Annotated in this window: 18 protein-coding genes and 1 tRNA gene; 13 read left to right on the forward strand and 6 right to left on the reverse strand. The window is 74.1% G+C overall.

Annotated elements, in window-relative coordinates:
* The first annotated feature begins 18 nt into the window (after positions 1-18).
* Together FHD63_RS02560 and FHD63_RS02565 are read left to right on the forward strand one after the other, a co-directional pair.
* Positions 19-1032: a 4-(cytidine 5'-diphospho)-2-C-methyl-D-erythritol kinase gene (locus FHD63_RS02560; protein ID WP_139719878.1), complete on the forward strand. Its 1014-nt coding sequence runs from the start codon at positions 19-21 to the stop codon at positions 1030-1032.
* A complete protein-coding gene (locus FHD63_RS02565; RefSeq protein ID WP_139719880.1) occupies positions 1032-2897 on the forward strand; it encodes an ABC-F family ATP-binding cassette domain-containing protein in 1866 nt (621 codons plus the stop codon). The genes FHD63_RS02560 and FHD63_RS02565 overlap by 1 nt, the downstream gene beginning before the upstream one ends.
* Before the next feature lie 18 nt (positions 2898-2915).
* On the opposite strand, the gene FHD63_RS02570 is transcribed toward FHD63_RS02565, so the two are convergent.
* The 3 genes from FHD63_RS02570 to FHD63_RS02580 form a co-directional block, all read right to left on the reverse strand.
* Entirely contained in the window at positions 2916-3419 is a 504-nt protein-coding gene (locus FHD63_RS02570) for a MarR family winged helix-turn-helix transcriptional regulator (RefSeq protein ID WP_139719882.1), read from the reverse strand.
* 29 nt (positions 3420-3448) lie between these two features.
* Positions 3449-3527, reverse strand: a tRNA-Gln gene (locus FHD63_RS02575).
* Between the two features lie 61 nt (positions 3528-3588).
* Positions 3589-4197: a TetR/AcrR family transcriptional regulator gene (locus FHD63_RS02580; protein WP_174964962.1), complete on the reverse strand. Its 609-nt coding sequence runs from the start codon at positions 4195-4197 to the stop codon at positions 3589-3591.
* Between the two features lie 92 nt (positions 4198-4289).
* Between FHD63_RS02580 and glmU the strand changes: the two genes are divergently transcribed.
* From glmU to pth, 4 genes are all read left to right on the forward strand, one after another.
* Positions 4290-5819 carry a bifunctional UDP-N-acetylglucosamine diphosphorylase/glucosamine-1-phosphate N-acetyltransferase GlmU gene (gene glmU / locus FHD63_RS02585; RefSeq protein WP_139719886.1) on the forward strand — a complete coding sequence of 510 codons (1530 nt, stop codon included), beginning with the start codon at positions 4290-4292 and terminating at the stop codon, positions 5817-5819.
* A complete protein-coding gene (locus FHD63_RS02590; RefSeq protein ID WP_139719888.1) occupies positions 5819-6799 on the forward strand; it encodes a ribose-phosphate diphosphokinase in 981 nt (326 codons plus the stop codon). The genes glmU and FHD63_RS02590 overlap by 1 nt, the downstream gene beginning before the upstream one ends.
* 242 nt (positions 6800-7041) lie before the next feature.
* Positions 7042-7704, forward strand: a complete 663-nt coding sequence (locus tag FHD63_RS02595; protein ID WP_139719890.1) for a 50S ribosomal protein L25/general stress protein Ctc — start codon at positions 7042-7044, stop codon at positions 7702-7704.
* A 96-nt stretch (positions 7705-7800) separates the two neighbouring features.
* Complete coding sequence (gene pth, locus FHD63_RS02600) at positions 7801-8400, forward strand: aminoacyl-tRNA hydrolase (RefSeq protein WP_139719892.1); 600 nt, start codon at positions 7801-7803, stop codon at positions 8398-8400.
* A gap of 287 nt (positions 8401-8687) precedes the next feature.
* Here the strand turns inward: pth and FHD63_RS02605 are convergent, their stop codons facing one another.
* Positions 8688-9407, reverse strand: a complete 720-nt coding sequence (locus FHD63_RS02605; RefSeq protein WP_139719893.1) for a PspA/IM30 family protein — start codon at positions 9405-9407, stop codon at positions 8688-8690.
* Positions 9408-9523: 116 nt separating this feature from the next.
* Positions 9524-11608 carry a TPM domain-containing protein gene (locus FHD63_RS02610; RefSeq protein ID WP_158296688.1) on the reverse strand — a complete coding sequence of 695 codons (2085 nt, stop codon included), beginning with the start codon at positions 11606-11608 and terminating at the stop codon, positions 9524-9526.
* 134 nt (positions 11609-11742) lie between these two features.
* On the opposite strand from FHD63_RS02610, the gene mfd reads away from it, so the two are divergent.
* Positions 11743-15420 (forward strand): transcription-repair coupling factor, encoded by a 3678-nt coding sequence (mfd, locus tag FHD63_RS02615; protein ID WP_139719897.1) that lies wholly within the window; start codon positions 11743-11745, stop codon positions 15418-15420.
* Positions 15421-15783: 363 nt separating this feature from the next.
* Here the strand turns inward: mfd and FHD63_RS02620 are convergent, their stop codons facing one another.
* A complete protein-coding gene (locus tag FHD63_RS02620; RefSeq protein ID WP_139719899.1) occupies positions 15784-16224 on the reverse strand; it encodes a DUF6918 family protein in 441 nt (146 codons plus the stop codon).
* Between the two features lie 55 nt (positions 16225-16279).
* Here FHD63_RS02620 and FHD63_RS02625 point away from each other — a divergent pair, with 55 nt between their 5' ends.
* The 6 genes from FHD63_RS02625 to FHD63_RS02650 all read left to right on the forward strand — a co-directional run bounded on the left by FHD63_RS02625 (position 16280) and on the right by FHD63_RS02650 (position 21503).
* The gene (locus FHD63_RS02625; protein WP_139719901.1) at positions 16280-16816 is read left to right on the forward strand and encodes a hypothetical protein; all 537 of its coding nucleotides are present in this window, start codon (positions 16280-16282) and stop codon (positions 16814-16816) included.
* Positions 16792-17808 carry a nucleoside triphosphate pyrophosphohydrolase gene (locus FHD63_RS02630; protein WP_139719903.1) on the forward strand — a complete coding sequence of 339 codons (1017 nt, stop codon included), beginning with the start codon at positions 16792-16794 and terminating at the stop codon, positions 17806-17808. Before FHD63_RS02625 ends, FHD63_RS02630 begins: the two co-directional genes overlap by 25 nt.
* Positions 17809-17924: 116 nt before the next feature.
* Positions 17925-19205 (forward strand): phosphopyruvate hydratase, encoded by a 1281-nt coding sequence (gene eno / locus FHD63_RS02635; RefSeq protein ID WP_139719905.1) that lies wholly within the window; start codon positions 17925-17927, stop codon positions 19203-19205.
* Positions 19206-19332: 127 nt separating this feature from the next.
* Positions 19333-19875, forward strand: a complete 543-nt coding sequence (locus FHD63_RS02640; RefSeq protein ID WP_158296689.1) for an FtsB family cell division protein — start codon at positions 19333-19335, stop codon at positions 19873-19875.
* Between the two features lie 24 nt (positions 19876-19899).
* Positions 19900-20544 carry a DUF501 domain-containing protein gene (locus FHD63_RS02645; protein WP_139719908.1) on the forward strand — a complete coding sequence of 215 codons (645 nt, stop codon included), beginning with the start codon at positions 19900-19902 and terminating at the stop codon, positions 20542-20544.
* Positions 20541-21503: a Ppx/GppA phosphatase family protein gene (locus tag FHD63_RS02650; protein ID WP_139719910.1), complete on the forward strand. Its 963-nt coding sequence runs from the start codon at positions 20541-20543 to the stop codon at positions 21501-21503. Before FHD63_RS02645 ends, FHD63_RS02650 begins: the two co-directional genes overlap by 4 nt.
* The last annotated feature ends 92 nt before the right edge of the window (positions 21504-21595 follow it).

The raw sequence follows: 21595 nt of genomic DNA on the forward strand, positions 1-21595 counted from the left end.
ACACCATAGGGTGAGGTCATGACCACGGGCACGCAGGCGCACTCCGTCACCGTCCGGGTGCCCGGCAAGATCAACCTCGGGCTCTCGGTCGGGCCGTTGCGTGAGGACGGCTACCACGAGCTGTCGACGATCTACCACGCCGTGAGCCTCTACGACACCGTCACCGTGCAGCCCGCGGAGCGCTGGTCGGTGCACGTCACCGGGCCCTGGGGCGAGCGCGTCCCCACCGACGAGAGCAACCTGGCCCTCGTCGCGGCCAAGACGCTGGCCAAGCGCCGCGGCCGCCGGACCAAGGTCGACCCGGTGCGCATCGACATCGACAAGCACATCCCGGTGGCCGGGGGCATGGCCGGGGGCAGCGCCGACGCCGCCGCCGCGCTGGTCGCCTGCCGCGAGCTGTGGGGCCTGGACCACGTCGAGAACGACCTGCTCGAGCTGGTCGCCGCCAGCCTGGGCTCGGACATCCCCTTCCTGCTGCACGGCGGCACCGCGATCGGCAGCGGGCGGGGCGAGCAGATCACCCCTGTGCTCGCGCGCGGCGAGCTGCACTGGGTGCTGTGGGCCGGGGAGGGGCTCTCCCTGTCCACGCCGGAGGTGTATGCCGAGTGCGACCGCCTGCGCACCGAGGCCGGCGCCGAGGTGGAGGCGCCGGAGCCGTCCGGTGCGCTCATGACCGCCCTGCGGCGCATGGACACCGACGAGGTCGCCGACGCGCTGCGCAACGACCTGCAGGAGGCGGCCGTCTCGCTGCAGCCGGCGCTGGCCGAGGCCCTCTCCACCGGGCTCGACCTGGGTGCCCGCGGGGCCCTGGTGTCCGGGTCGGGACCCACCGTCGCCTTCCTCGTCGGCTCCCAGACCGAGGCCATCGACCTGTCGGTGGGGCTGGCCGCCAACGGGCCGACCGGCGACATCGTGCGCGCCGTCGGCCCGGTGCCGGGGGCCCAGATCGTCCACCACCGCTCCGGTCCGGAGCCGACCCGCCCGCGCAGCGACCCTGACCGTCCCGGGCCGCTCGGCCCGGTGGTCGGCTGATGGCGCCGGCCCGCCCCAGCCTCGTCACCCTCGACCGCGCCCACCTCCTCGCCGGCACCCAGGTGCTGCTCGACGAGGTCTCCGTCGGGGTGCTCGACGGCGACCGCATCGGGGTGGTCGGCCGCAACGGCGGCGGCAAGACCTCGCTGCTGTCGGTCCTCACGGGTCGGCGCACCCTCGACGCCGGCCGGGTCATCCGGACCGGCGACGTCACCGTCGGCATGCTCAGCCAGACCGACGTCCTCGCGCCGGAGGCCACCGTGCGCGAGGTCGTGCTCGGCGACCTGGACGAGCACGAGTGGGCCGGGGACGCGCGGGTGCGGGAGGTGATCGACGGGCTGCTCGGCGGCACCGGGGCGCCGGCCGTCGGCGGCTGGGACGCGGTCGTCGGCCCCCTGTCCGGCGGCGAGCGACGCCGTCTGGCGCTCGCCTCGCTGCTCGTCGCCGACCCGGACCTGCTCGTCCTCGACGAGCCCACCAACCACCTGGACGTCGAGGGGGTCGCGTGGCTCGCGGCATACCTCTCGGGCCGGAGGCCGCAGCCGGGCAACGCGCTGGTCGTCGTCACCCACGACCGCTGGTTCCTCGACGCCGTCTCGACCCTGACGTGGGAGGTCGCCGACGGGGAGGTCCACGTCTACGAGGGGGGTTACGCCGCCTACGTGCTCGCCAAGGTCGAGCGGCAGCGCATCGCGAAGGTCACCGAGGAGCGCCGCGCCAACCTCGCCCGCAAGGAGCTGGCCTGGCTGCGCCGCGGGGCGCCGGCGCGGACCAGCAAGCCCAAGTTCCGCATCGACGCCGCGACCGAGCTCATCGAGGGCGAGCCGCCGCCCCGGGACAGCGTCGAGCTGGTGCGCTTCGCGACCACCCGGCTCGGCAAGGACGTCCTCGACCTGCTCGACGGCACGGTGCGGGTGGGGGAGCGCGACCTGCTGACCGACGTCACCTGGCGGATCGGGCCCGGCGACCGGTTCGGGGTGGTCGGGGTCAACGGCGCCGGCAAGTCCACGCTGCTGCGCGTGCTGCAGGGGGAGCACCCGTTGGCCGCGGGCAGGCTCAAGACGGGCAAGACGGTGCGGATGGCGTGCCTCACCCAGGAGCTGCGCGAGCTGGACCGGGTGGCCGGGTGGAGCGTCATCGACGCGGTCACCGAGGTGCGCTCGTTCACCCTCATCGGCGGCAAAGAGGTCTCGGCGAGCTCCCTGGCCAAGCGGCTCGGCTTCTCCGGCGGGCGCCAGCAGTCCCGGGTCGGCGACCTGTCCGGTGGCGAGCGGCGACGGCTGCAGTTCGTCCGGCTGCTCATGGACGAGCCCAACGTCCTCCTGCTCGACGAGCCCACCAACGACCTCGACATCGACACCCTCACCGCGATGGAGGACGTGCTCGACGGCTGGGCCGGGACGCTGCTCGTCGTCTCGCACGACCGCTACCTGCTGGAGCGGATGACCGACCGGCAGGTGGCGCTGCTCGGCGACGGCTCGCTGCGGGACCTGCCCGGCGGCGTCGAGGAGTACCTCCGGCTGCGTCGCGAGCGCCTCCGGGGCGGGGCGGCCGGCCGTGGTGGCTCGGGTATGCCGTCCGCCGCGGACCCCGGTGGCGCGGCCCCCGGTGCCGCGGCCCCGTTCGCCGGGGCGTCCGCCTACTCGCCGGCGCAGGTCCGGGAGGCGCGCAAGACGCTGGCGAGGGTAGAGAAGGCGCTGGACCGGCTGCACACCCAGCAGGCGCGGCTGCACGAGCGCATGGCCGCCGCGGCGACCGACCCGGAGGAGCTGGGCCGGCTCACGGCGCAGGACGCCGAGCTCGTCGCCCAGGAGGACGCCCTCGAGCTCGAGTGGCTCGAGGCGTCGGAGGCCGCCGAGGGCTGAGCGTCGTGCGGCGGGGGGTCAGCTGCCGTCGAAGGGGGTGAGCAGACCCTTGAGGAGCTGGGCCAGCTCGGCCTGCCGCTCGGCGGGCAGGCCGTGGAGCAGCTCGCGCTCGTCGGCCACGAGGTCGGCCAGCGCGGCGTCCACGACGTCGCGCCCGGTCGTGGTGAGCCGCACCAGCGTGGACCGGTGGTCGGCCTCGGAGGCGGCCCGCTCGACCAGCGACCGCTCGACCAGCCGGCTGATGCGGTTGGTCATGGTGCCGCTCGTGACCAGCGTCTGCCGGACCAGCTGCGTCGGCGTCAGGACGTAGGGGTCGCCGGCCCGGCGCAGGGCCGAGAGGACGTCGAACTCCCACGACTCCAGGCCGTGCGCGTCGAAGACCGCGCGTCGCGCCAGGTCGAGGTGACGGGCCAGCCGGGAGACCCGCGACAGCACCGCGAGCGGGCTGACGTCCAGGTCGGGCCGCTCGCGCCCCCAGGCGGCGACGATGCGATCGACCTCGTCGTCCGGCGCCTGGCTCATGACGACCACCCTAGGCGACCGCCCCTGGGCTCCCCGGGTAGGAATCGAACCTACGTCGCTAATCCTGATTCAAAGTCAGGCGGCCCCTACCAGCAGAGCAACCGGGGAAAGCACCGGCCAGCCTAACGGTTCGCCCCGGGCCGCCGACCCGGCTGCACAGGGCGCGGGATCAGCCCTTGGCCCGGCTGCGCAGGGTGGGGCGGGCCTCCATGCCGGCCAGCCCGTTCCACGCGAGGTTGACGAGGTGGGCGGCGACGTCCTCCTTCTTCATGCGCCGCGAGTCCAGCCACCAGCCGCCCGGGATCGCGACCATCCCCACGAGCATCTGCGCGTAGAGCGGCGCCGTCTTGGGGTCCAGCCGGCGCCGCTTGAACTCGGCCGCGAGGATGTGCTCGACCTGGGTCGCGATGTCGCTGATGAGGGAGGCGAAGGACCCCGTCGACTGTCCCGGCGGGCTGTCCCGCACGAGGATCCGGAAGCCGTCGGTCGAGGTCTCGATGTAGTCCAGCAGCGCCATGGCCGCCGCCTCCAGCAGTGCCCGCGCGTTGCCCTCGTGCTCGGTGAGGGCATCGGTGATCTGCCCGAGCAGGGCCTGGATCTCCCGGTCGACGACGACGGCGTACAGCCCCTCCTTGCCGCCGAAGTGCTCGTAGATCACCGGCTTGGACACGTCCGCCGCCTCGGAGATCTGCTCGACGCTGGTGCCCTCGAAGCCGCGCTCGGCGAACAGCGCGCGCCCGACCTCGATGAGCTGCTGGCGCCGCTGGGGGCCGGTCATCCGGTGTCGGGAGGTCTTCGCGCTGGGGGTCACGCCCCCATCATGCCAAGCGCCGGATCCGGGGCGAGCGGCGCAGAGGTACAGTCGGTGCCGTGCCGACCCACCACCCCGCTGCCGTGATCATCCTCGCCGCCGGCCAGGGCACCCGGATGAAGAGCTCGATCCCCAAGGTGCTGCACCGGATCGGTGGACGCTCCCTCGTCGGTCACGCCCTGCATGCCGCCCGCCAGGCCGGGCCGCAGCACCTCGCCGTGGTGGTGCGGCACGAGCGGGAGCGGGTCGCCTCGCACGTCGCCGAGCTGGACGCCGACGCGCTCGTCGCCGACCAGGACGAGGTGCCCGGCACGGGTCGGGCCTGCGAGTGCGGGCTGGACGCCCTGCCCGCCGACCTCACCGGCACCGTCCTCGTGACCATGGGCGACGTGCCGCTGCTGTCCGGGGAGACCCTGCTCGAGCTGACCCGGGTGCACGAGGAGCGCGGCTCGGCCGTCACCCTGCTCTCGGCGGTCGTCGACGACGCCGGCACCTACGGCCGGGTGGTCCGCGACGCCGACGGCGAGCTCGCCGAGATCATGGAGTTCAAGGACGCCCGGAAGCGGCGCGAGGAGGGTGACCCCGACTACGCGCACGTCGTCGACATCCGGGAGTTCAACTCCGGCATCTACGCCTTCGACGTGGAGGTCCTCCGGCGCGCGCTGACCCAGGTGGGCCAGGCCAACGAGCAGGGCGAGAAGTACCTCACCGACGTCATCCGCATCGCCCGCGAGGAGGGCCGCACCGTCGTCGCCCACCCGCTGGCGGACCTCATGCAGACCGAGGGCGTCAACGACAAGGTGCAGCTCGCGGCGCTCGGCAAGGAGCTCAACCGCCGGGTGGTCACCCGGCACATGCGCGACGGGGTCGTCGTCGTGGACCCGGACACGACGTGGATCGACGCCGACGTCACCATCGGGCAGGACACCGTCCTCCGCCCGGGCACCCAGCTGCTGGGCGCCACCACGGTGGGGGCCGAGGCCACCGTCGGCCCGGACTCCACGCTGACCGACTGCGAGGTCGGGGACGGAGCGAGCGTCGTCCGCACCCAGGCCGAGCACGCGCTCATCGGCCCGCGGGCCACGGTCGGCCCGTTCTCCTACCTGCGGCCCGGGACGGTGCTGGGCGAGGGCGGCAAGATCGGCGGCTTCGTCGAGACCAAGAACGCCGACATCGGCCCGGGGGCCAAGGTCCCGCACCTCACCTACTGCGGCGACGCCACGATCGGGGAGGGCGCCAACATCGGCGCCGGCACGATCTTCGCCAACTACGACGGGGTCGCCAAGCACCACACCACCGTCGGGCGGCACAGCTTCGTCGGGTCCGACTCGGTGCTCGTGGCACCGGTCGACATCGCCGACGGGGCCTACGTCGCGGCCGGCTCCACGATCGAGGGCCGGGTCGAGCCCGGTCAGATCGCGGTCGCCCGCTCGCGGCAGCGCAACGTCGACGGCTGGGTCGCGCGTCGCCGGGCCGGCACCCCGACCGCGGCCGCCGCCGAGGCGGCCACCGCCGACCGCGCGGCCGACGGCATACCGCAGCAGCACGGCGACGACCGCGTCGCCGACCCGAGCGACCAGGAGAGCTGATGGGCATCCACAAGACGACCGAGAAGAACCTCATGGTCTTCTCGGGGCGGGCGCACCCCCGGCTCGCGGAGGAGGTGGCCGACGCGCTCGAGACGCACCTCGTGCCGATGCAGTCCTACACCTTCGCCAACAGCGAGCTGTACGTCCGCTTCGACGAGTCCGTGCGCGGGTGCGACGCCTTCGTCATCCAGAGCCACACGGCGCCGGTCAACGAGTGGATCATGGAGCACCTCATCATGGTCGACGCGCTCAAGCGCGGGTCGGCCAAGCGGATCACCGTCGTGCTCCCCTTCTACGGCTACGCCCGCCAGGACAAGAAGCACCGCGGCCGCGAGCCGATCTCGGCCCGTCTCATCGCCGACATGTTCAAGACCGCGGGCGCCGACCGGCTCCTCACCGTCGATCTGCACACCGCCCAGATCCAGGGCTTCTTCGACGGCCCGGTCGACCACCTCATGGCGACGCCGATCCTCTCCGAGCACGTCCGGCAGAAGTACGGCGACCGCCAGCTCGCGGTGGTCTCGCCGGACGCCGGCCGGATCAAGGTCGCCGAGTGGTGGAGCAACAAGCTGGGCGGCGTGCCGCTGGCGTTCATCCACAAGACCCGCGACGTGGAGCGGCCCAACCAGTCGGTCGCCAACCGCGTCGTCGGTGAGGTCGAGGGACGCACCTGCATCCTCGTCGACGACATGATCGACTCCGGCGGCACCATCTGCCAGGCCGCCGAGGCGCTCATGAAGGACGGCGCCAAGGAGGTCGTCATCGCCGCGACGCACGCCATCTTCTCGGACCCGGCCATCGAGCGGCTGACCAACTCGGTCGCCACCGAGGTGGTCGTCACCAACACGCTGCCCCTGTCCGAGGAGGCCCTCGCCATGGACAAGCTCACCCAGCTGTCCATCGCGCCGCTGCTGAGCCGGGCCATCCGCGAGGTCTTCGAGGACGGGTCGGTCACCTCGATGTTCGAGGGCCGCGCCTGACCCGTCCTCCCGGACCGACCTCCCCGGGGCCCGTCCCCCGGCATCGCCGGTCCAGGACGTGACGGTGGGGGATTTCGTGACCCGCCCGCCTGGACGATAGACTGGCCGGCGTTGCCTCGGCGAGGGACGCTGCACGGTGTCCGTCATCGACGAAGAGCTCACGGTGGGCGCTGCCCCGCGCCGTGTCCCGCGTCGAGGCCTGACCCTTCCCACCGCATACCCCCCTGAACGAGGTCTCTCCCATGGCTGACCAGCTGAACCTTCCCGCCGAGAAGCGCACGGAGTTCGGCAAGGGCGCTGCCCGCCGCATCCGTCGCGCCGACAAGGTGCCCGCCGTGCTCTACGGCCACGGCACCCCGCCGCTGCACCTCTCCCTGCCCGGCCACGAGGCCATGCTCGCCCTGCGCCACTCCAACGCCGTCCTCACCCTGGACGTCGAGGGCGAGACGCACATGGCGCTCGCCAAGGACGTGCAGCGCGACCCCATCAAGCGCTTCATTGAGCACGTCGACCTCGTCGTCGTCCGCAAGGGCGAGAAGGTCACCGTCGAGGTGGGCGTCCACCTCGAGGGCGAGGCCGCGCCGGAGACCCTGGTCACCACCGACCACTCCGTGCTCGAGGTCGAGGCCCCCATCACCAGCATCCCCGAGTGGCTCATGGTGTCCGTCGAGGGCCTGGAGGCCGGCACCCAGGTGCTGGCCGGCGAGGTCGAGCTGCCCGAGGGCGTCACCCTGGTCACCGACCCGGAGGCGCTGGTGGTCAATGTCTCCCAGCAGCTGTCCGAGGAGGCCGCGGAGGCCGAGCTCGCCGAGGCCGAGGCCGAGGCCGGCATCGAGCAGGAGGAGTCCGACGACGAGGCTGCCGAGGGCGACTCCGGCGAGGACGCCGAGGCCAAGGACGAGTGATCCGTCGCGGGCTCCGGCCCGCACCCGCGTGTTCGTGGCCGCGCCCGGTGTCCTCCGGGCGCGGCCGCGCCGCGTCCGAGGAGGAACGAGGAAGCGATGACTGAGGCACCGTGGCTGGTGGTCGGCCTGGGCAACCCCGGGACGAGGTATGCCGGCAACCGGCACAACGTGGGCGCCATGGTGGTCGAGGAGCTGGCGCGGCAGGCGGGGGCCGGGATGCGTCAGCACAAGGCCGGCCGCGCGTGGGCGGCCGAGGTGCGGCTGGGCACGGCCGCGGGCGGGCTCCCGGGGCCCCGGGCGGTCCTGGCCCGGCCCATGACCTACATGAACGTCTCGGGCGGGCCGGTCGCCGGCCTGGCCTCGTTCTACAAGGTGCCGGTCGAGCGGGTGGTCGTGGTGCACGACGAGCTGGACATCGAGCCCGGCCAGGTGCGGCTCAAGCGTGGGGGCGGCGAGGGCGGGCACAACGGGCTGCGCTCGGTCAGCCAGTCGCTGGGCAGCAGGGACTACCTGCGGGTGCGCCTGGGCATCGGGCGGCCCCCGGGCCGGCAGGACCCGGCCGACTGGGTCCTGTCCGACTTCCCGGTCAAGGACCGGGTCGAGACCGAGCTGCTCGTCGGGGACGGCGCCGACGCCGTGGTCGACCTGGCCCAGCTCGGCCTGGAGGCCACCCAGCAGCGCTTCCACGCCCGCTGAGCGGACGGCACGTCGGGCGGTGGCCCGCCGGTCGAGCCTGGCCCGCACCGCCCCCGCACGACCCGTGGGTCGCACGGTGCGGGGAGGGCCCGCCCAGGCCGCTCGTCCCACCGGCACCGCCGGGCACTCCCGTCACCGGCTGCGGGGACATGCCCGTCTGCCGGCGACATACCTCGTGCCGACAAACATGTCCCCGCACGATGTGACGCCTGCGGCTGCTGTGGTGTGAGTGGACGGGACCACGGGTCGGGCGCGCGCCCGGCCGTGTTGGCGGCCCTGTCGGGAGCTCAGCCGCCCTGGTTCTTCAGCTGCGCGAGGCGGGCCTCGATCTCGGCGTCCCCGCTGCTGGTCTCCAGCTCGGCGAACTGGTCCTCCAGGCTGGTCGACCGGGCCTCGGCGCGGCCGGCGACCATCGCCTCCTGCTTGCGGATGCTGTCCTCCCACCGGGACAGGTCGCTGCTGGGGTCCATGACGTCGATGGAGGACATCGCGTCGTGGACCTTCTCCTGCGCCTCGACCGAGCGGGCGCGGGCGACGAGGGTGCTGCGCCGCGCCTTGAGGTCCTCGAGCTTGGTCTTCATGGTGACCAGGCCGGCCTTGAGCTGGTCGACCGTCTGGTTCTGCTGGGCGATGGTGGGCTCGGCGGTCCGCACGTCCTCCTCGTGCTGGATCTGCCGCCCCAGCGCCACCCGGGCGAGGTTGTCGAACTTGAAGGCGCCGTCGGGGTCACCCGCCGCGCGCATCTCCTCGGCCTTGGCCGAGGCCGCTGCCGCCTTCCGGCCCCACTCGGCGGCGGCCTCGCGGTCGGTCTGCAGGTCCCCCTCGGCCATGCGCACGTTGGCGATGGTCTGCGCGACCGCCTCCTCCGCCTCGGCGATCGAGTTGGTGTAGTCCCGGACCAGCTGGTCCAGCATCTTCTCCGGGTCCTCCGCGCGGTCCAGCAGCGCGTTGATGTTGGCCCGGGCGAGCTGCCCCACGCGGCCGAGGATCGTCTGCTTCTGGGTCATGTACTGAGTCCTTTCTCCGCCCGCGTCGTCGCGGGGTCACGCTGGTCAGATGTCGAGGGTATGACGTCCCGGCACCACCACCGGTTGCGCTCGCCCCGGTGCGTGGGCGGGGTGCCTCAGAACCGGCCTCCCGAGAACGTCCCCCCTCCTCCGCCGCCACCGAAGGAGCCGCCCCCGAAGGACCCTCCCCCGAAGCCGCCACCGCTCCCGCCGCCGAACGACCCGCCCCCGCCCCAGCCCCCGCTGTGCCGGTGCGAGCTGCCCATGCCGGAGAGGATGCCGCCCAGCACGAGCGACCAGGGGTCGATGCCCCGCTGCCCACGGCCCGAGGACGGGCCGCCGAACCCGCCCGGGCCGCCCCACTGGTCGGCGTCGCGCTGCGCCTCGGTGAGCGCCTGCTCGCCGAGCTGCTCGGCCCGGGTGAGCAGCTGCATGGCCGCGGTCGGCGACTCCGTCGCGCGGGCGACCGCGTCGTCGTAGAGCCGCAGCGCCTCCGAGATGCGGGTGCGGGCACCGCTGCTCACCGCGCCACGACGGGTCGCGACGGTCTGGTCGATGCTGCGCAGCCGTGCCCCGACCCGGCTCACCCTCGCCTCGAAGTCGCCGCGCAGCTTGGCCTGGTGGCGGTCCGACTCGCGCAGGGGCTCGAGCAGGGCGTCGAGGTCGTGCTCGGCCGCGTCGAGCTCGGCGAGGGCACGCAACGGGTCGCCGCCGTCGCGGCTGGCCTGGGCCTGCTCGATGGCGGCCCGCGCCCGGTGGACGGCCTGGGTCACCGTCGGCTCGGACCCGCCCAGCCGGCGGGCGTCCTGCAGGTCGGCCGACAGCGAGGCGATGCCGGCGCCGATGGCCTCCTCGGCCCCGCGCAGCTCGGCGTCGGCCGTGGAGACCTGGTCGAGCAGGGTCGCGGCCTGGCCGACGGACTCCTCCGCGGCGCGCGCCGCCGCGACCGCCGCGGCGCGGTCGTCGCGCTCCAGCGACTGCCGGCCGGCCGTGACGAAGCCGTCGGCGGAGTCGATCAGGTTGGTCGCCTGGGCCAGGTTGCCGCGCACCGTCGCCAGGGCCCTGGCCGGGTGGCGGGCGGCGAGACCGCGCAGCTCCTGCTCGGCGGCGGGGAGCCGCTCGCGCGTCTCCCGGGCGCGGGTGGCGAGCTCGGCGAGGAACTGCGGCGCGCGGTCCTGCAGCGAGCGCAGCCGCGCGAACTCCTGGGTCTGCGCGTCCAGCTCGGCCCGGGCGGTCCCGGTCAGCTCGAGGATGCGGGCGAGCATGCCGCGCTGGACGCTCTCCGGCTCCTCGGTGTCGTCGTCCAGCTGCTGGCGCAGGCTGAAGGCCTCCCGGGCGGACCGCCGGGCCCGCTCCAGCGCGGCGCCGAAGGCCTCGGTCCGCTGGGTGCCGAACTGGGCCCGGGCGAAGTCGAGCTCCTCGCCCGCCGAGCGCACCGCGTCGTCCATCCCCACCAGCGCCTCGGCGGCCTCGCGGTGCAGCTCGGGCAGGCTGCGCCCCTGGGCGCGGGGCGGCACGGGGGCGCCCGGGTCCGGGCGTCGCTGCCGGCTCCGGACGGCCATCGCGACCCCGCCCACCACGAGCGGGGCGAAGAACAGCAGCGGGAACGCGCCGCCCAGCCCGCCGGAGGAGGTGGGCTGGACCTGGTCGTCGTCCGCGCCGCCGGCGGCGCCGCCCGAGGAGTCGCCGGCATACTCGCGGGCGAAGCCCGCGGTGGCCCCCTCGACGGCCCCCGCCCAGTCGTCCTCGGCCAGGCGCGGCTCGATGTCCTGCAGCTGCACGGTCTCGACCTGTTCCGGGGAGAGGGTGCCACCGGCGTCGCCGACGCCGTAGGCGCGCTGGTCCACGGCGACGGCCAGCAGCAGGTCGCCGGTGCCCATCTCGGACTCCTCGGCCGTGAGGGTGGCCCACTCCTCACCGCCGACCGTGGCGCCGGAGGAGTCCTCGAAGGTGTCGACGTAGGCCACGAACAGCTGCAGCCCGGTCTCCTCGCGCAGCGCCTCGATCTGCTCCGTGGCGGCGGCCTCCTCCGCGTCGCTCAGCACGTCGGCGGGGTCGTGGACCGCGTCCTCGAGGTAGCTCGGCTGCTCCGCGGCGGCGCTGCCCGCGACCGCCGGGGCCAGGGCCAGCGCGGCCCCCACGGCGAGGAGCCCCGCCGCTCCCGGGCGCAGCGTCCTGGAGCGAGGTGTCGAGTGGCTCACACCTCCTGATCCTGCCCGATGAGGGTGCGCGCCGCCACCCTGGGGTGGTCGCCCTCCTGCGGAGTCGGGTCCGTCGGTCACCGGACCTAGACTGGGTCGTCGTTCCCCCCGACTCTCCCGTGAGGTCTCCCGGTATGCCGCTCGCCCCCCTCCTCGCCGCCCTGCGCACCCAGGCGGAGGTCGCCGCCGTGCTCGAGGCGCGGACCCGCGGCGAGCAGGCCGTGGAGGTGTCCGCCGCGCCGGGGCTGCACCCGGCGCTGGTGGCGCTGCTCGCGACGCGCGCGGACGAGGGCGCCGGCCCCACCGGGGCGGACCCCGCCCCGCCGCTGCTGGCGGTCACGGCGACCGGCCGCGAGGCCGACGACCTGGTCGGGGTGCTGGGCGAGCTGCTGCCCGGTGGGCCCGACGTGGTGGCCGGCTTCCCCAGCTGGGAGACGCTGCCGCACGAGCGGCTCAGCCCGCGCTCGGACACCGTCGGCCACCGGCTGGCCACGCTGCGCCGGCTCGCGCACCCGGACCTCTCCGGGCAGGACCCTGCCACCGGTCCGGTCCGCGTCGTGGTCGCGAGCGTCCGTGCCCTCCTGCAGCCGCTCGTCCGAGGCCTGGGCGAGCTCGTCCCCGTGGCGCTGCGCCCGGGCGAGGACCGCCCGCTCACCGACGTCGTCGAGGCGCTGGCGGCGGCGGCCTACACCCGGGTCGACATGGTCGAGCGGCGCGGCGAGTTCGCGGTGCGCGGCGGCATCCTCGACGTCTTCCCGCCCACCGAGGAGCACCCGGTCCGGGTGGAGTTCTGGGGCGACACGGTCGAGGAGGTGCGCTGGTTCAAGGTCGCCGACCAGCGCAGCCTGGAGATGGCGGGGCACGGGCTCTACGCCCCGCCGTGCCGTGAGGTGCTCATCACCGACGCGGTGCGGGCCCGCGCCGCGGAGCTCGTGGACGTCCTGCCGGGCGCCGAGGACATGCTCGCCAAGATCGCCGAGGGCATCGCGGTGGAGGGGATGGAGTCGCTCGCCCCCGCGCTCGTGGAGGGCATGGAGACCCTGGTCGACGTGCTGCCCGACGGGGCGGGCGTGGTGGTGCTCGACCCGGAGCGGGTGCGGACCCGCGCCCACGACCTGGTGCGCACGAGCGAGGAGTTCATGCAGGCCGGGTGGGCTGCCGCGGCCGGGGGCGGCGCGGCCGTCCCGATCGACCTGCAGCAGGTGCTCGGGACGGCCTCCTCCTGGTCGCTGGCCGAGATGCGCGGCCACGCGCTGGGCTCCGGCCGCCCGTGGTGGTCGTTGTCGGCCTTCGCCGCCGACGAGTCCCTCGAGGAGTTCGTGGACGCGACCTCGGGCGAGCCGTCCGGCGGCGACGGCGAGCCGGCCCTGCACACCCTGGACGTGCCCTCGGCCCCGGCGACGGCCTACCGCAGCGACGTGGACGCCATCGTCGCGGACGCCCGCGGGTGGCTCGCCCGGGGCCGCCCGGTCGTCGTCGCGCTGGACGGTCCCGGTCTGGCCCGGCGGGTCGGCGAGGTGCTGACCGAGCACGAGGTGGCCCACCAGGTGCTCGAGCGGCTCGACGCGCTGGGGGAGGGCCCCCTGCCGACCGACCGGGTCGTCGTGAGCACCGGGCGGGTGGGGCACGGCTTCCTCCTCGGCGAGGACGGGCTCGTGCTGCTGGGGGAGTCCGACCTCACCGGCCAGCAGGGCACCGGCGGCAGCACCAAGGACATGCGCCGGATGCCCTCGCGCCGTCGCCAGCAGGTCGACCCGCTGCAGCTGCGCCCGGGCGACCACGTGGTGCACGAGCAGCACGGCGTGGGCCGCTTCGTCGAGATGGCGCAGCGTCAGGTGCAGGGCGCGACCCGCGAGTACGTCGTCCTGGAGTACGCCCCGTCCAAGCGCGGTCATCCCGGGGACCGCCTCTACCTGCCGACCGACCAGCTGGACCAGCTGACGAAGTACGTCGGCGGCGAGGCGCCCACGCTGCACCGCCTGGGCGGTGCCGACTGGCAGAAGACCAAGTCCCGCGCCCGCAAGCACGTCCGGCAGATCGCCGCCGAGCTCATCCGCCTCTACTCCGCGCGCCAGGCGACGCAGGGGCACGCCTTCGGCCCGGACAGCCCCTGGCAGCGCGAGCTGGAGGACGCCTTCGCCTTCGTCGAGACCCCGGACCAGCTGGTCTCCATCGAGGAGGTGAAGGCGGACATGGAGAAGACCGTGCCCATGGACCGCCTCATCAGCGGCGACGTCGGCTACGGCAAGACCGAGATCGCGGTGCGCGCCGCCTTCAAGGCGATCCAGGACGGCAAGCAGGTCGCGGTGCTCGTGCCGACGACGCTGCTCGTCCAGCAGCACTTCCAGACCTTCTCCGAGCGGTATGCGCAGTTCCCCGTCACCGTGCGGGCGCTGTCGCGCTTCCAGAGCGACAAGCAGGCCAAGGAGGTCGTCGACGGGATCAAGGACGGCTCGGTCGACCTCGTCATCGGGACCCACCGGATCCTCGGCTCGACGGTGCGCTTCAAGGACCTCGGCCTCGTCATCATCGACGAGGAGCAGCGCTTCGGGGTCGAGCACAAGGAGCAGCTCAAGGCCCTGCGCACGGACGTCGACGTGCTCGCCATGTCGGCGACGCCGATCCCGCGCACGCTGGAGATGGCCATCACCGGGATCCGGGAGATGTCCACCCTGGCGACCCCGCCCGAGGAGCGCCACCCGGTGCTCACCTTCGTCGGGGGCTACGACGAGAAGCAGATCGCCGCGGCGGTCCGCCGGGAGCTGCTGCGCGAGGGCCAGGTGTTCTTCGTGCACAACAAGGTGAGCTCGATCGAGAAGGTCGCCTCCCGGCTGCGGGACCTCGTGCCGGAGGCGCGCGTCGAGACGGCCCACGGGCAGATGGGCGAGCACCGGCTGGAGCAGGTCGTGCTCGACTTCTGGGAGCGCCGCTTCGACGTCCTCGTATGCACGACCATCGTCGAGACCGGCCTGGACATCTCCAACGCCAACACCCTCATCGTGGACCGCGCGGACTCCTTCGGCCTCTCCCAGCTGCACCAGCTGCGCGGGCGGGTCGGCCGTGGTCGGGAGCGGGCCTACGCCTACTTCCTCTACCCCCCGGAGAAGCCGCTGACCGAGACGGCCGTGGACCGGCTGCAGACGATCGCCGCGCACACCGACCTCGGGGCCGGCATCGCGGTAGCGATGAAGGACCTCGAGATCCGCGGCGCCGGCAACCTCCTCGGTGGCGAGCAGTCCGGGCACATCGAGGGCGTCGGCTTCGACCTCTACGTCCGGCTCGTCGGCGAGGCCGTGTCGGCCTTCAAGGGCGAGGGCCAGGCGCCCCCCGCCGAGGTCAAGATCGAGCTCCCCGTCGACGCCCACCTGCCGCACGACTACGTGCCGGGGGAGCGGTTGCGGCTCGAGGCCTACCGCAAGCTCGCCCAGGTGGGCGACGAGGAAGGGCTGGAGCTCATCCGCGAGGAGCTGGTGGACCGCTACGGCGCGCCGCCGCCTCCGGTGCAGACCCTGCTCGAGGTGGCGCGGCTGCGGACGGTCGCCCGCGCCGCGGGCATCAGCGACATCGCCGTGCAGGGCCAGCTCGTCCGGTTCGCGCCCGTGGAGAACCTGCGGGACAGCCAGCAGCTGCGGCTCACCCGGGTCTACAAGGGCACGATCATCAAGCCCGCGCTGCGCCAGATCCTCGTGCCCGTGCCCAAGACCGCCCCGGTCGGCGGCAAGCCGCTGCGCGACCAGGACATCCTCGACTGGGCCTCCCAGCTGATCCACGCGGTCCTGCTCGACGACATCGCCGCCGCCAGCGCCACCTGAGGCACGGCGAGGCTGGCGGACTCCGCGCCTCCGGGCATACCTGTGCACGCCACGTGCGCCCCGGGTGAACCCTGTGCACGCCACACCCGCCCCGGGTGAACCTGTGCACGCCACACCCGCCCCGCCCGTATCTGTGCAGGGATCTGCAGCCGGTACGGAGGTTCTACCGTGTGCACAGCCTGCGTATGGCGCGCACAGGCTGGTTCGGCGTGCACAGACGGCGTATGGCGCGCACAGGCTGGTTCGGCGCGCACAGGCTGCGTACGGCATGCACAGGGTGAGGGGCCCCGCCGAGATGGTGCGACGTCGAGCAGCCGCTCCTGCCGAGGTCGCCCACGCCGACGTGCTGCGCCCGAGGCGCCCTCAGCGGACGAAGGTCTCCAGGGTGGCACCGAGCCGGGGCAGGGCCGCGACGACGTGCTCCTTCGCCTTCCCGCGGAAGGAGGCATACACCCGACCGAGGGGGTTGCCCTCGACCCGGGCGGCCGCCGAGTCGGCGACGGCCAGCAGCTCGTCGGCGACCTGGCCGGACCGCGCCGGGTCGGAGAGGTAGGTGCCGAAGGGCACCTCGCCCTTGGCCTCGTAGTGCGGGTCGAGGGCCCGGGCCATGCCCGGGAGCAGCCGGTCCACCCCCTTGCGGACGTTGCTCTCGCTGGCCCTGCGCGCCCAGGCGAAGGCGGTCTTGAGCATCGTCCCGGAGATGCCCTTCTTGGTCGAGACCTCCGCGTCGGCGAGGACGAGGAGCGCGTCGACCACGCGCGGGCGCGTGGCGGGGTCGAGGACGGCGTCGCTCAGCGTGTTCATGAGCAGGAGCATGGCACGACCGGTGGTCCGTGGGGTGCGTGCGATGATGGGCACCGTGAAGCGCGCATACTCCTTCCCCCTCGCCGCCTCGGTCACCGCGGTCGTCCTGTCCGGGTGCAGCGGGGTCGGCATGACCGAGGGTGTCGTCATCGACGGCACCGGCTACTCCGTCGGGGAGGTGCAGGAGGCGACCGAGCAGCTCAGCGAGGTGTCGCCCGAGCCGGTCGACGTGGCGACGGTGATCTACCAGGCGGGCATCGCCCCGCTCCTCGGCGGCTGGTTCGAGGGCACGAGCTACGAGGTGACCGAGAGCGAGGTCCGCAGCTCGCTCTCCGACGCCGGCCTCCAGGGGGAGGCGGGCGACCTCACCGTGCAGGCCGTGAGCGCCCAGCGCTACCTCGCCGTCATCAACGACCAGGCCGCGATGTCCGACGAGGAGCTCGCGCCGGTCGTGGCCGAGCTGCAGACCCTCACCCAGGAGGACCTCGGTGCCCTCCCGGTGGAGGTCAACCCGCGCTTCGGTGCGTGGAGCCCGGCCGGTGACGGTGTCCTGCCTCAGGTGCCCGAGTGGATCGTCCAGCCCGAGAGCTGAGCCTGCTGCTGACCTCCCCCCGGGTGGCGCCGGGGCTGCTGTCGGCGGCGGCCTGGCAGGCGCTGGGGTCGGCGGACCACGTGCTCGCCGCCGACCCGACCGCCCCCACGCCCGCCGCGCTGGGCGCGGCCGGCGTCGACATGGCCAGGGCGGAGGGGGTGAGCCCGGCGCAGCGCGCCGCGGAGCTGCTGGCTCTGCCCGGTCGCGTGGTGTGGGTCGGCTCGCCCGACGGCGACCCCGGCCTGGCCGAGGCGCTCGCGGTGCAGCTCCCCGAGGAGGACCCGCCGACGCTGGAGCTGCTCGTCGGCTCCTGGGACACCCCGGGCTCCCGGCTCCTGGACGCCGTGGCCGTCATGGACCGGCTCCGCTCGCCCGGCGGCTGCCCGTGGGACGCGCAGCAGACGCACGCCAGCCTCACCCCGTACCTGGTGGAGGAGGCGCACGAGGCCGTCGAGGCGCTCGACCACCTCGACGAGGCGACCGGCCCGGCCCGGGAGCACGCCGTCGAGGAGCTCGGGGACGTCCTGCTGCAGGTGCTCTTCCACGCGCGGGTCGGGGCCGAGCACGAGGACGAGCCGTTCGACGTCGACGACGTCGCCGCCGGGCTCGTCGCCAAGCTGGTCCGGCGTCATCCGCACGTCTTCGGCGGGACCGAGGTCGACGGGGCCGAGGACGTCGCCCGCGCCTGGGAGCAGATCAAGGCGCAGGAGCGCGCCGACGCCGGGGTCGCCGCCCGCGAGCACCCGCTGGACGGCATCCCCGCCGGTCTGCCCTCGCTCGCCCGCGCCGCCAAGGTCGCCTCGCGACTGGGGCGGGACGGTCAGGACGGCTGGCTGTCCGACGCGACGGCGGGGCTCGAGGCCGACGGCGACGCCGGCGCGGTGCTGCTGCGCGCCGTCCTCGAGCTGCGCGGGCAGGGGGTCGACGCCGACCGGGCGCTGCGGCATACCCTCCGGACGGTCGAGGCGGCCGCCCGCGACCGGAGCGGCTGACCCGGCCGCCCCGGGGCGCGAGCCTGCTGCCGCCTGCCCGCGGCGCTAGGCTGAGCCGCGACAGAGCCCGCCAGTGCTGCCGGACGACCCGAGACGCCCCACCGAAAGGAGCGCACATGGCTGCCATCGACGCCATCATCGCCCGCGAGATCCTCGACTCCCGAGGCAACCCCACCGTCGAGGTGGAGGTCGGCCTGGACGACGGCACCGTCGCCCGCGCCGCCGTCCCCTCCGGCGCCTCCACCGGCGCCTTCGAGGCGGTCGAGCGTCGCGACGGCGACGCCACCCGCTACCTCGGCAAGGGCGTCGAGAACGCCGTCGCCGCCGTGATGGACGACCTGGAGCCGCGCCTGCTGGGCTTCGACGCCTCCGAGCAGCGCCTCGTCGACAACGAGATGCTGGCCGCCGACGGCACGGCCAACAAGGGGGAGATCGGGGCCAACGCCATCCTCGGCGTCTCGCTCGCCGTGGCCAAGGCCGCCGCCGACTCCGCCGGTCTGCCGCTGTTCCGCTACGTCGGCGGGCCCAACGCGCACGTCCTGCCGGTGCCGATGATGAACATCCTCAACGGCGGCTCGCACGCCGACTCCAACGTCGACATCCAGGAGTTCATGATCGCCCCGGTCGGGGCCCCGAGCTTTCGCGAGGCGCTGCGCTGGGGGACCGAGGTCTACCACGCGCTCAAGGCCGTGCTGAAGAAGCGCGGGCTGTCGACGGGCCTCGGCGACGAGGGCGGCTTCGCGCCCGACCTCGCCTCCAACCGGGCCGCGCTCGACCTCATCGTCGAGGCCATCACGGCGGCCGGCTACACGCCCGGCTCCGACATCGCCCTGGCCCTCGACGTCGCCGCCAGCGAGTTCTTCGAGAAGGGGAAGTACACCTTCGAGGGCAAGAAGCGCAAGGCCGCCGACATGGTGAAGTACTACGCCGAGCTGGTCGACGCCTACCCCCTGGTCTCCATCGAGGACCCGCTCGACGAGGACGACTGGGAGGGCTGGGCCCAGATGACCGCGCAGCTGGGCGACCAGGTCCAGCTCGTCGGCGACGACCTCTTCGTCACCAACCCCGAGCGGCTGCAGCGCGGCATCACCGACCGCGCGGCCAACGCGCTGCTCGTCAAGGTCAACCAGATCGGCTCGCTCACCGAGACCCTGGACGCCGTCGCGCTCGCCCAGAGCAACGGCTTCCGCTGCATGATGAGCCACCGCTCCGGCGAGACCGAGGACGTCACCATCGCCGACCTGGCGGTGGCCACCAACTGCGGCCAGATCAAGACCGGCGCCCCGGCCCGCTCCGAGCGCGTCGCGAAGTACAACCAGCTCCTGCGGATCGAGGAGGAGCTCGACGACGCGGCGGTGTATGCCGGCGTCGGCGCCTTCCCGCGCTTCCGCGGCTGAGTCACCACGGCACGGCCGCCGGGCCCTCCCGGCGGCCGTGCCGCGTGGCGTCCGGCGGGCCGCCCGGCGGACGGCATACCCTGGCCTCACCCGTCCCACCCACCCCACCGAGCGTCGAGGAGCCCTGATGAGCACGGCCCGTGGCCCGCGCGACCGGCGCACCTCGCGCGCCGGCAGCCGCCCCACCGGCCCCGTGCGGCGCACCCCGGCCCGCCGGCCCGGCGGCCGCTCGCGACCGCCCGCGACGACGACGCAGCGGCAGGCGCCGGTGCACGTGCGCCGGCTCATCACCCTGGGGGTCCTGCTCGTCGTCATGGCGCTCGTCCTCGCGCCGGCGCTCTCCGGGTACCTCCGGCAGCGGGCCGACATCGGCGCCCTGCACCAGGAGATCGCCGCCGAGCAGGAGGAGATCGACGCGCTGGAGCGCGAGCTGGCCCGCTGGGAGGACCCGGACTACGTGGAGCAGCAGGCCCGCGAGCGGCTGCGCTTCGTCAAGGAGGGCGAGACGGCCTTCACCGTCATCGACGACACCGGGAGCGACTACACTGAGGCGCTGCCAGGAATGGCCCCGGTGAGCGATGACGTGATGGCCGACAGCCCGTGGTACACCCAGGTCTGGGAGTCGGTCACGATCGCGAACGAGGGGCTCCCCGAGACCACGGAGCCGTAGGAGCACGGCCCCGCAGAGAAGGACATGAGCGAACTCGACCGCACCACGCTCGACGAGACTCCCACCGAGGAGGATCTCGAGGTCATCACCCGTCAGCTCGGCCGTGAGCCGCGCGGCGTCGTCGCCATCGTGCACCGCTGCCCCTGCGGCTGCCCCACGGTGATCCGCACCGAGCCGCGTCTGCCGGACGGCACCCCCTTCCCCACCAGCTTCTACGCCACCTGTCCCAAGCTCACCGGCGCAATCTCGACGCTGGAGAGCGAGGGGCTCATGAAGTCGATGTCGAAGCGGCTCGCCGAGGACGAGGGCCTGCGCTGGGAGTACGCCCAGGCGCACGACGACTACCTGCGTCGCCGCGAGGAGCTGGCCCACGTGCCGGAGATCGCCGGCATCAGCGCCGGCGGCATGCCCAACCGGGTCAAGTGCCTGCACGTGCTCGTCGCGCACAGCCTGGCCGCCGGGCCGGGGGTCAACCCGCTGGGCGACGAGGCCGTCGCGGCCCTCCCGGACTGGTGGGAGGGCGGCTGCTGCACGGGCGTGTCCGCCGTCGACGACGAGCGCTGCGACTCCTGCCCCAAGCACCACCCGCTGCCCGAGCCCCGGACCGAGGGCGAGGCCCCCGACGGCGAGGCCCCGGAGGCGAGGCGGGCAGGCGGGTCCGCGGCATGACGCGCGTGGGTGCCGTCGACTGCGGCACCAACTCGATCCGGCTGCTCGTGGCCGACCTCGGGCCGGGCGAGGGTGACGCCCCCGTCCTGCGCGAGGTCACCCGGCAGATGCAGATCGTCCGGCTGGGCGAGGGTATCGACGCGACCGGGGCGATCGGCGCGGCGGCGATGGAGCGCACCCTCACCGCGGCGCGGGGGTATGCCGAGCAGTGCCGGGAGCTGGGCTGCGAGCGGGTCCGCTTCGTCGCCACCTCGGCGTCCCGGGACGCCTCCAACGCGGCCGACTTCGTCGCCGGGGTCCAGGAGGCCTTCGGGTCCTTCGACGTCACCCCCGAGGTGGTGAGCGGGCAGGAGGAGGCCGCGCTGTCCTTCGCGGGCGCGACCGGGCCGCTGCGCGACGCCGGGGCCCCGGGCCCCTTCCTCGTCGTCGACATCGGCGGGGGGTCGACCGAGCTCGTGCTCGGGGACCGGACGGGCACCTCGGTGGTGGCGTCCCGCTCGGTGGACATCGGGTGCGTGCGGCTGACCGAGCGCCACCTGCACGACGACCCGCCGGGCGAGGACCAGGTCTGGGCGGCCCTGTCCGACATCGTCCGCGCCGTCGACGACGTGGCCGGGACCGTCGACCTCTCCGGCGTCGGCACCCTCGTCGGTCTCGCCGGCTCGGTCACCACGGTGACCGCCCACGCGCTGGGGCTGCCGGCATACCAGCGGGACCGGATCCACGGCGCCGAGCTCGACGTCGACACCGTGGTCGACGCCTGCACCGACCTGCTGCTCAGCCCGCGCTCACGCCGCCGGGACCTTCCGTTCATGCACGAGGGTCGCGTCGACGTCATCGGCGCCGGTGCCCTCGTGTGGCGCACCGTCGTCCAGCGGGTGGCCCACGACTCCGGCCTGCGGACCGTGCGCGCCTCCGAGGCCGACATCCTCGACGGCATCGCGCTGTCCCAGGCCTGACCCGGGGCCGGCCGGTCCGGCGAGGCGGACGACCCGCCCCGGGTAAGGGTTTGGTCAAGTCCTCCTGCCTCCGGTTGTCCTACCGGGCGGTA

Origin of the sequence: Serinicoccus chungangensis, from assembly GCF_006337125.1 — a bacterium.
GTDB lineage: Bacteria > Actinomycetota > Actinomycetes > Actinomycetales > Dermatophilaceae > Ornithinicoccus > Ornithinicoccus chungangensis.

Excerpts from the sequence above, each read along its gene's own strand:
- FHD63_RS02560 (WP_139719878.1), top strand. The coding sequence starts at position 19 with ATGACCACGGGCACGCAGGCGCACTCCGTCACCGTCCGGGTGCCCGGC.
- FHD63_RS02565 (WP_139719880.1), top strand. The coding sequence starts at position 1,032 with ATGGCGCCGGCCCGCCCCAGCCTCGTCACCCTCGACCGCGCCCACCTC.
- FHD63_RS02570 (WP_139719882.1), bottom strand. The coding sequence starts at position 3,419 with ATGAGCCAGGCGCCGGACGACGAGGTCGATCGCATCGTCGCCGCCTGG.
- FHD63_RS02580 (WP_174964962.1), bottom strand. The coding sequence starts at position 4,197 with ATGACCGGCCCCCAGCGGCGCCAGCAGCTCATCGAGGTCGGGCGCGCG.
- FHD63_RS02590 (WP_139719888.1), top strand. The coding sequence starts at position 5,819 with ATGGGCATCCACAAGACGACCGAGAAGAACCTCATGGTCTTCTCGGGG.
- FHD63_RS02595 (WP_139719890.1), top strand. The coding sequence starts at position 7,042 with ATGGCTGACCAGCTGAACCTTCCCGCCGAGAAGCGCACGGAGTTCGGC.
- pth (WP_139719892.1), top strand. The coding sequence starts at position 7,801 with ATGACTGAGGCACCGTGGCTGGTGGTCGGCCTGGGCAACCCCGGGACG.
- FHD63_RS02605 (WP_139719893.1), bottom strand. The coding sequence starts at position 9,407 with ATGACCCAGAAGCAGACGATCCTCGGCCGCGTGGGGCAGCTCGCCCGG.
- mfd (WP_139719897.1), top strand. The coding sequence starts at position 11,743 with ATGCCGCTCGCCCCCCTCCTCGCCGCCCTGCGCACCCAGGCGGAGGTC.
- FHD63_RS02620 (WP_139719899.1), bottom strand. The coding sequence starts at position 16,224 with ATGAACACGCTGAGCGACGCCGTCCTCGACCCCGCCACGCGCCCGCGC.
- eno (WP_139719905.1), top strand. The coding sequence starts at position 17,925 with ATGGCTGCCATCGACGCCATCATCGCCCGCGAGATCCTCGACTCCCGA.
- FHD63_RS02640 (WP_158296689.1), top strand. The coding sequence starts at position 19,333 with ATGAGCACGGCCCGTGGCCCGCGCGACCGGCGCACCTCGCGCGCCGGC.
- FHD63_RS02645 (WP_139719908.1), top strand. The coding sequence starts at position 19,900 with ATGAGCGAACTCGACCGCACCACGCTCGACGAGACTCCCACCGAGGAG.
- FHD63_RS02650 (WP_139719910.1), top strand. The coding sequence starts at position 20,541 with ATGACGCGCGTGGGTGCCGTCGACTGCGGCACCAACTCGATCCGGCTG.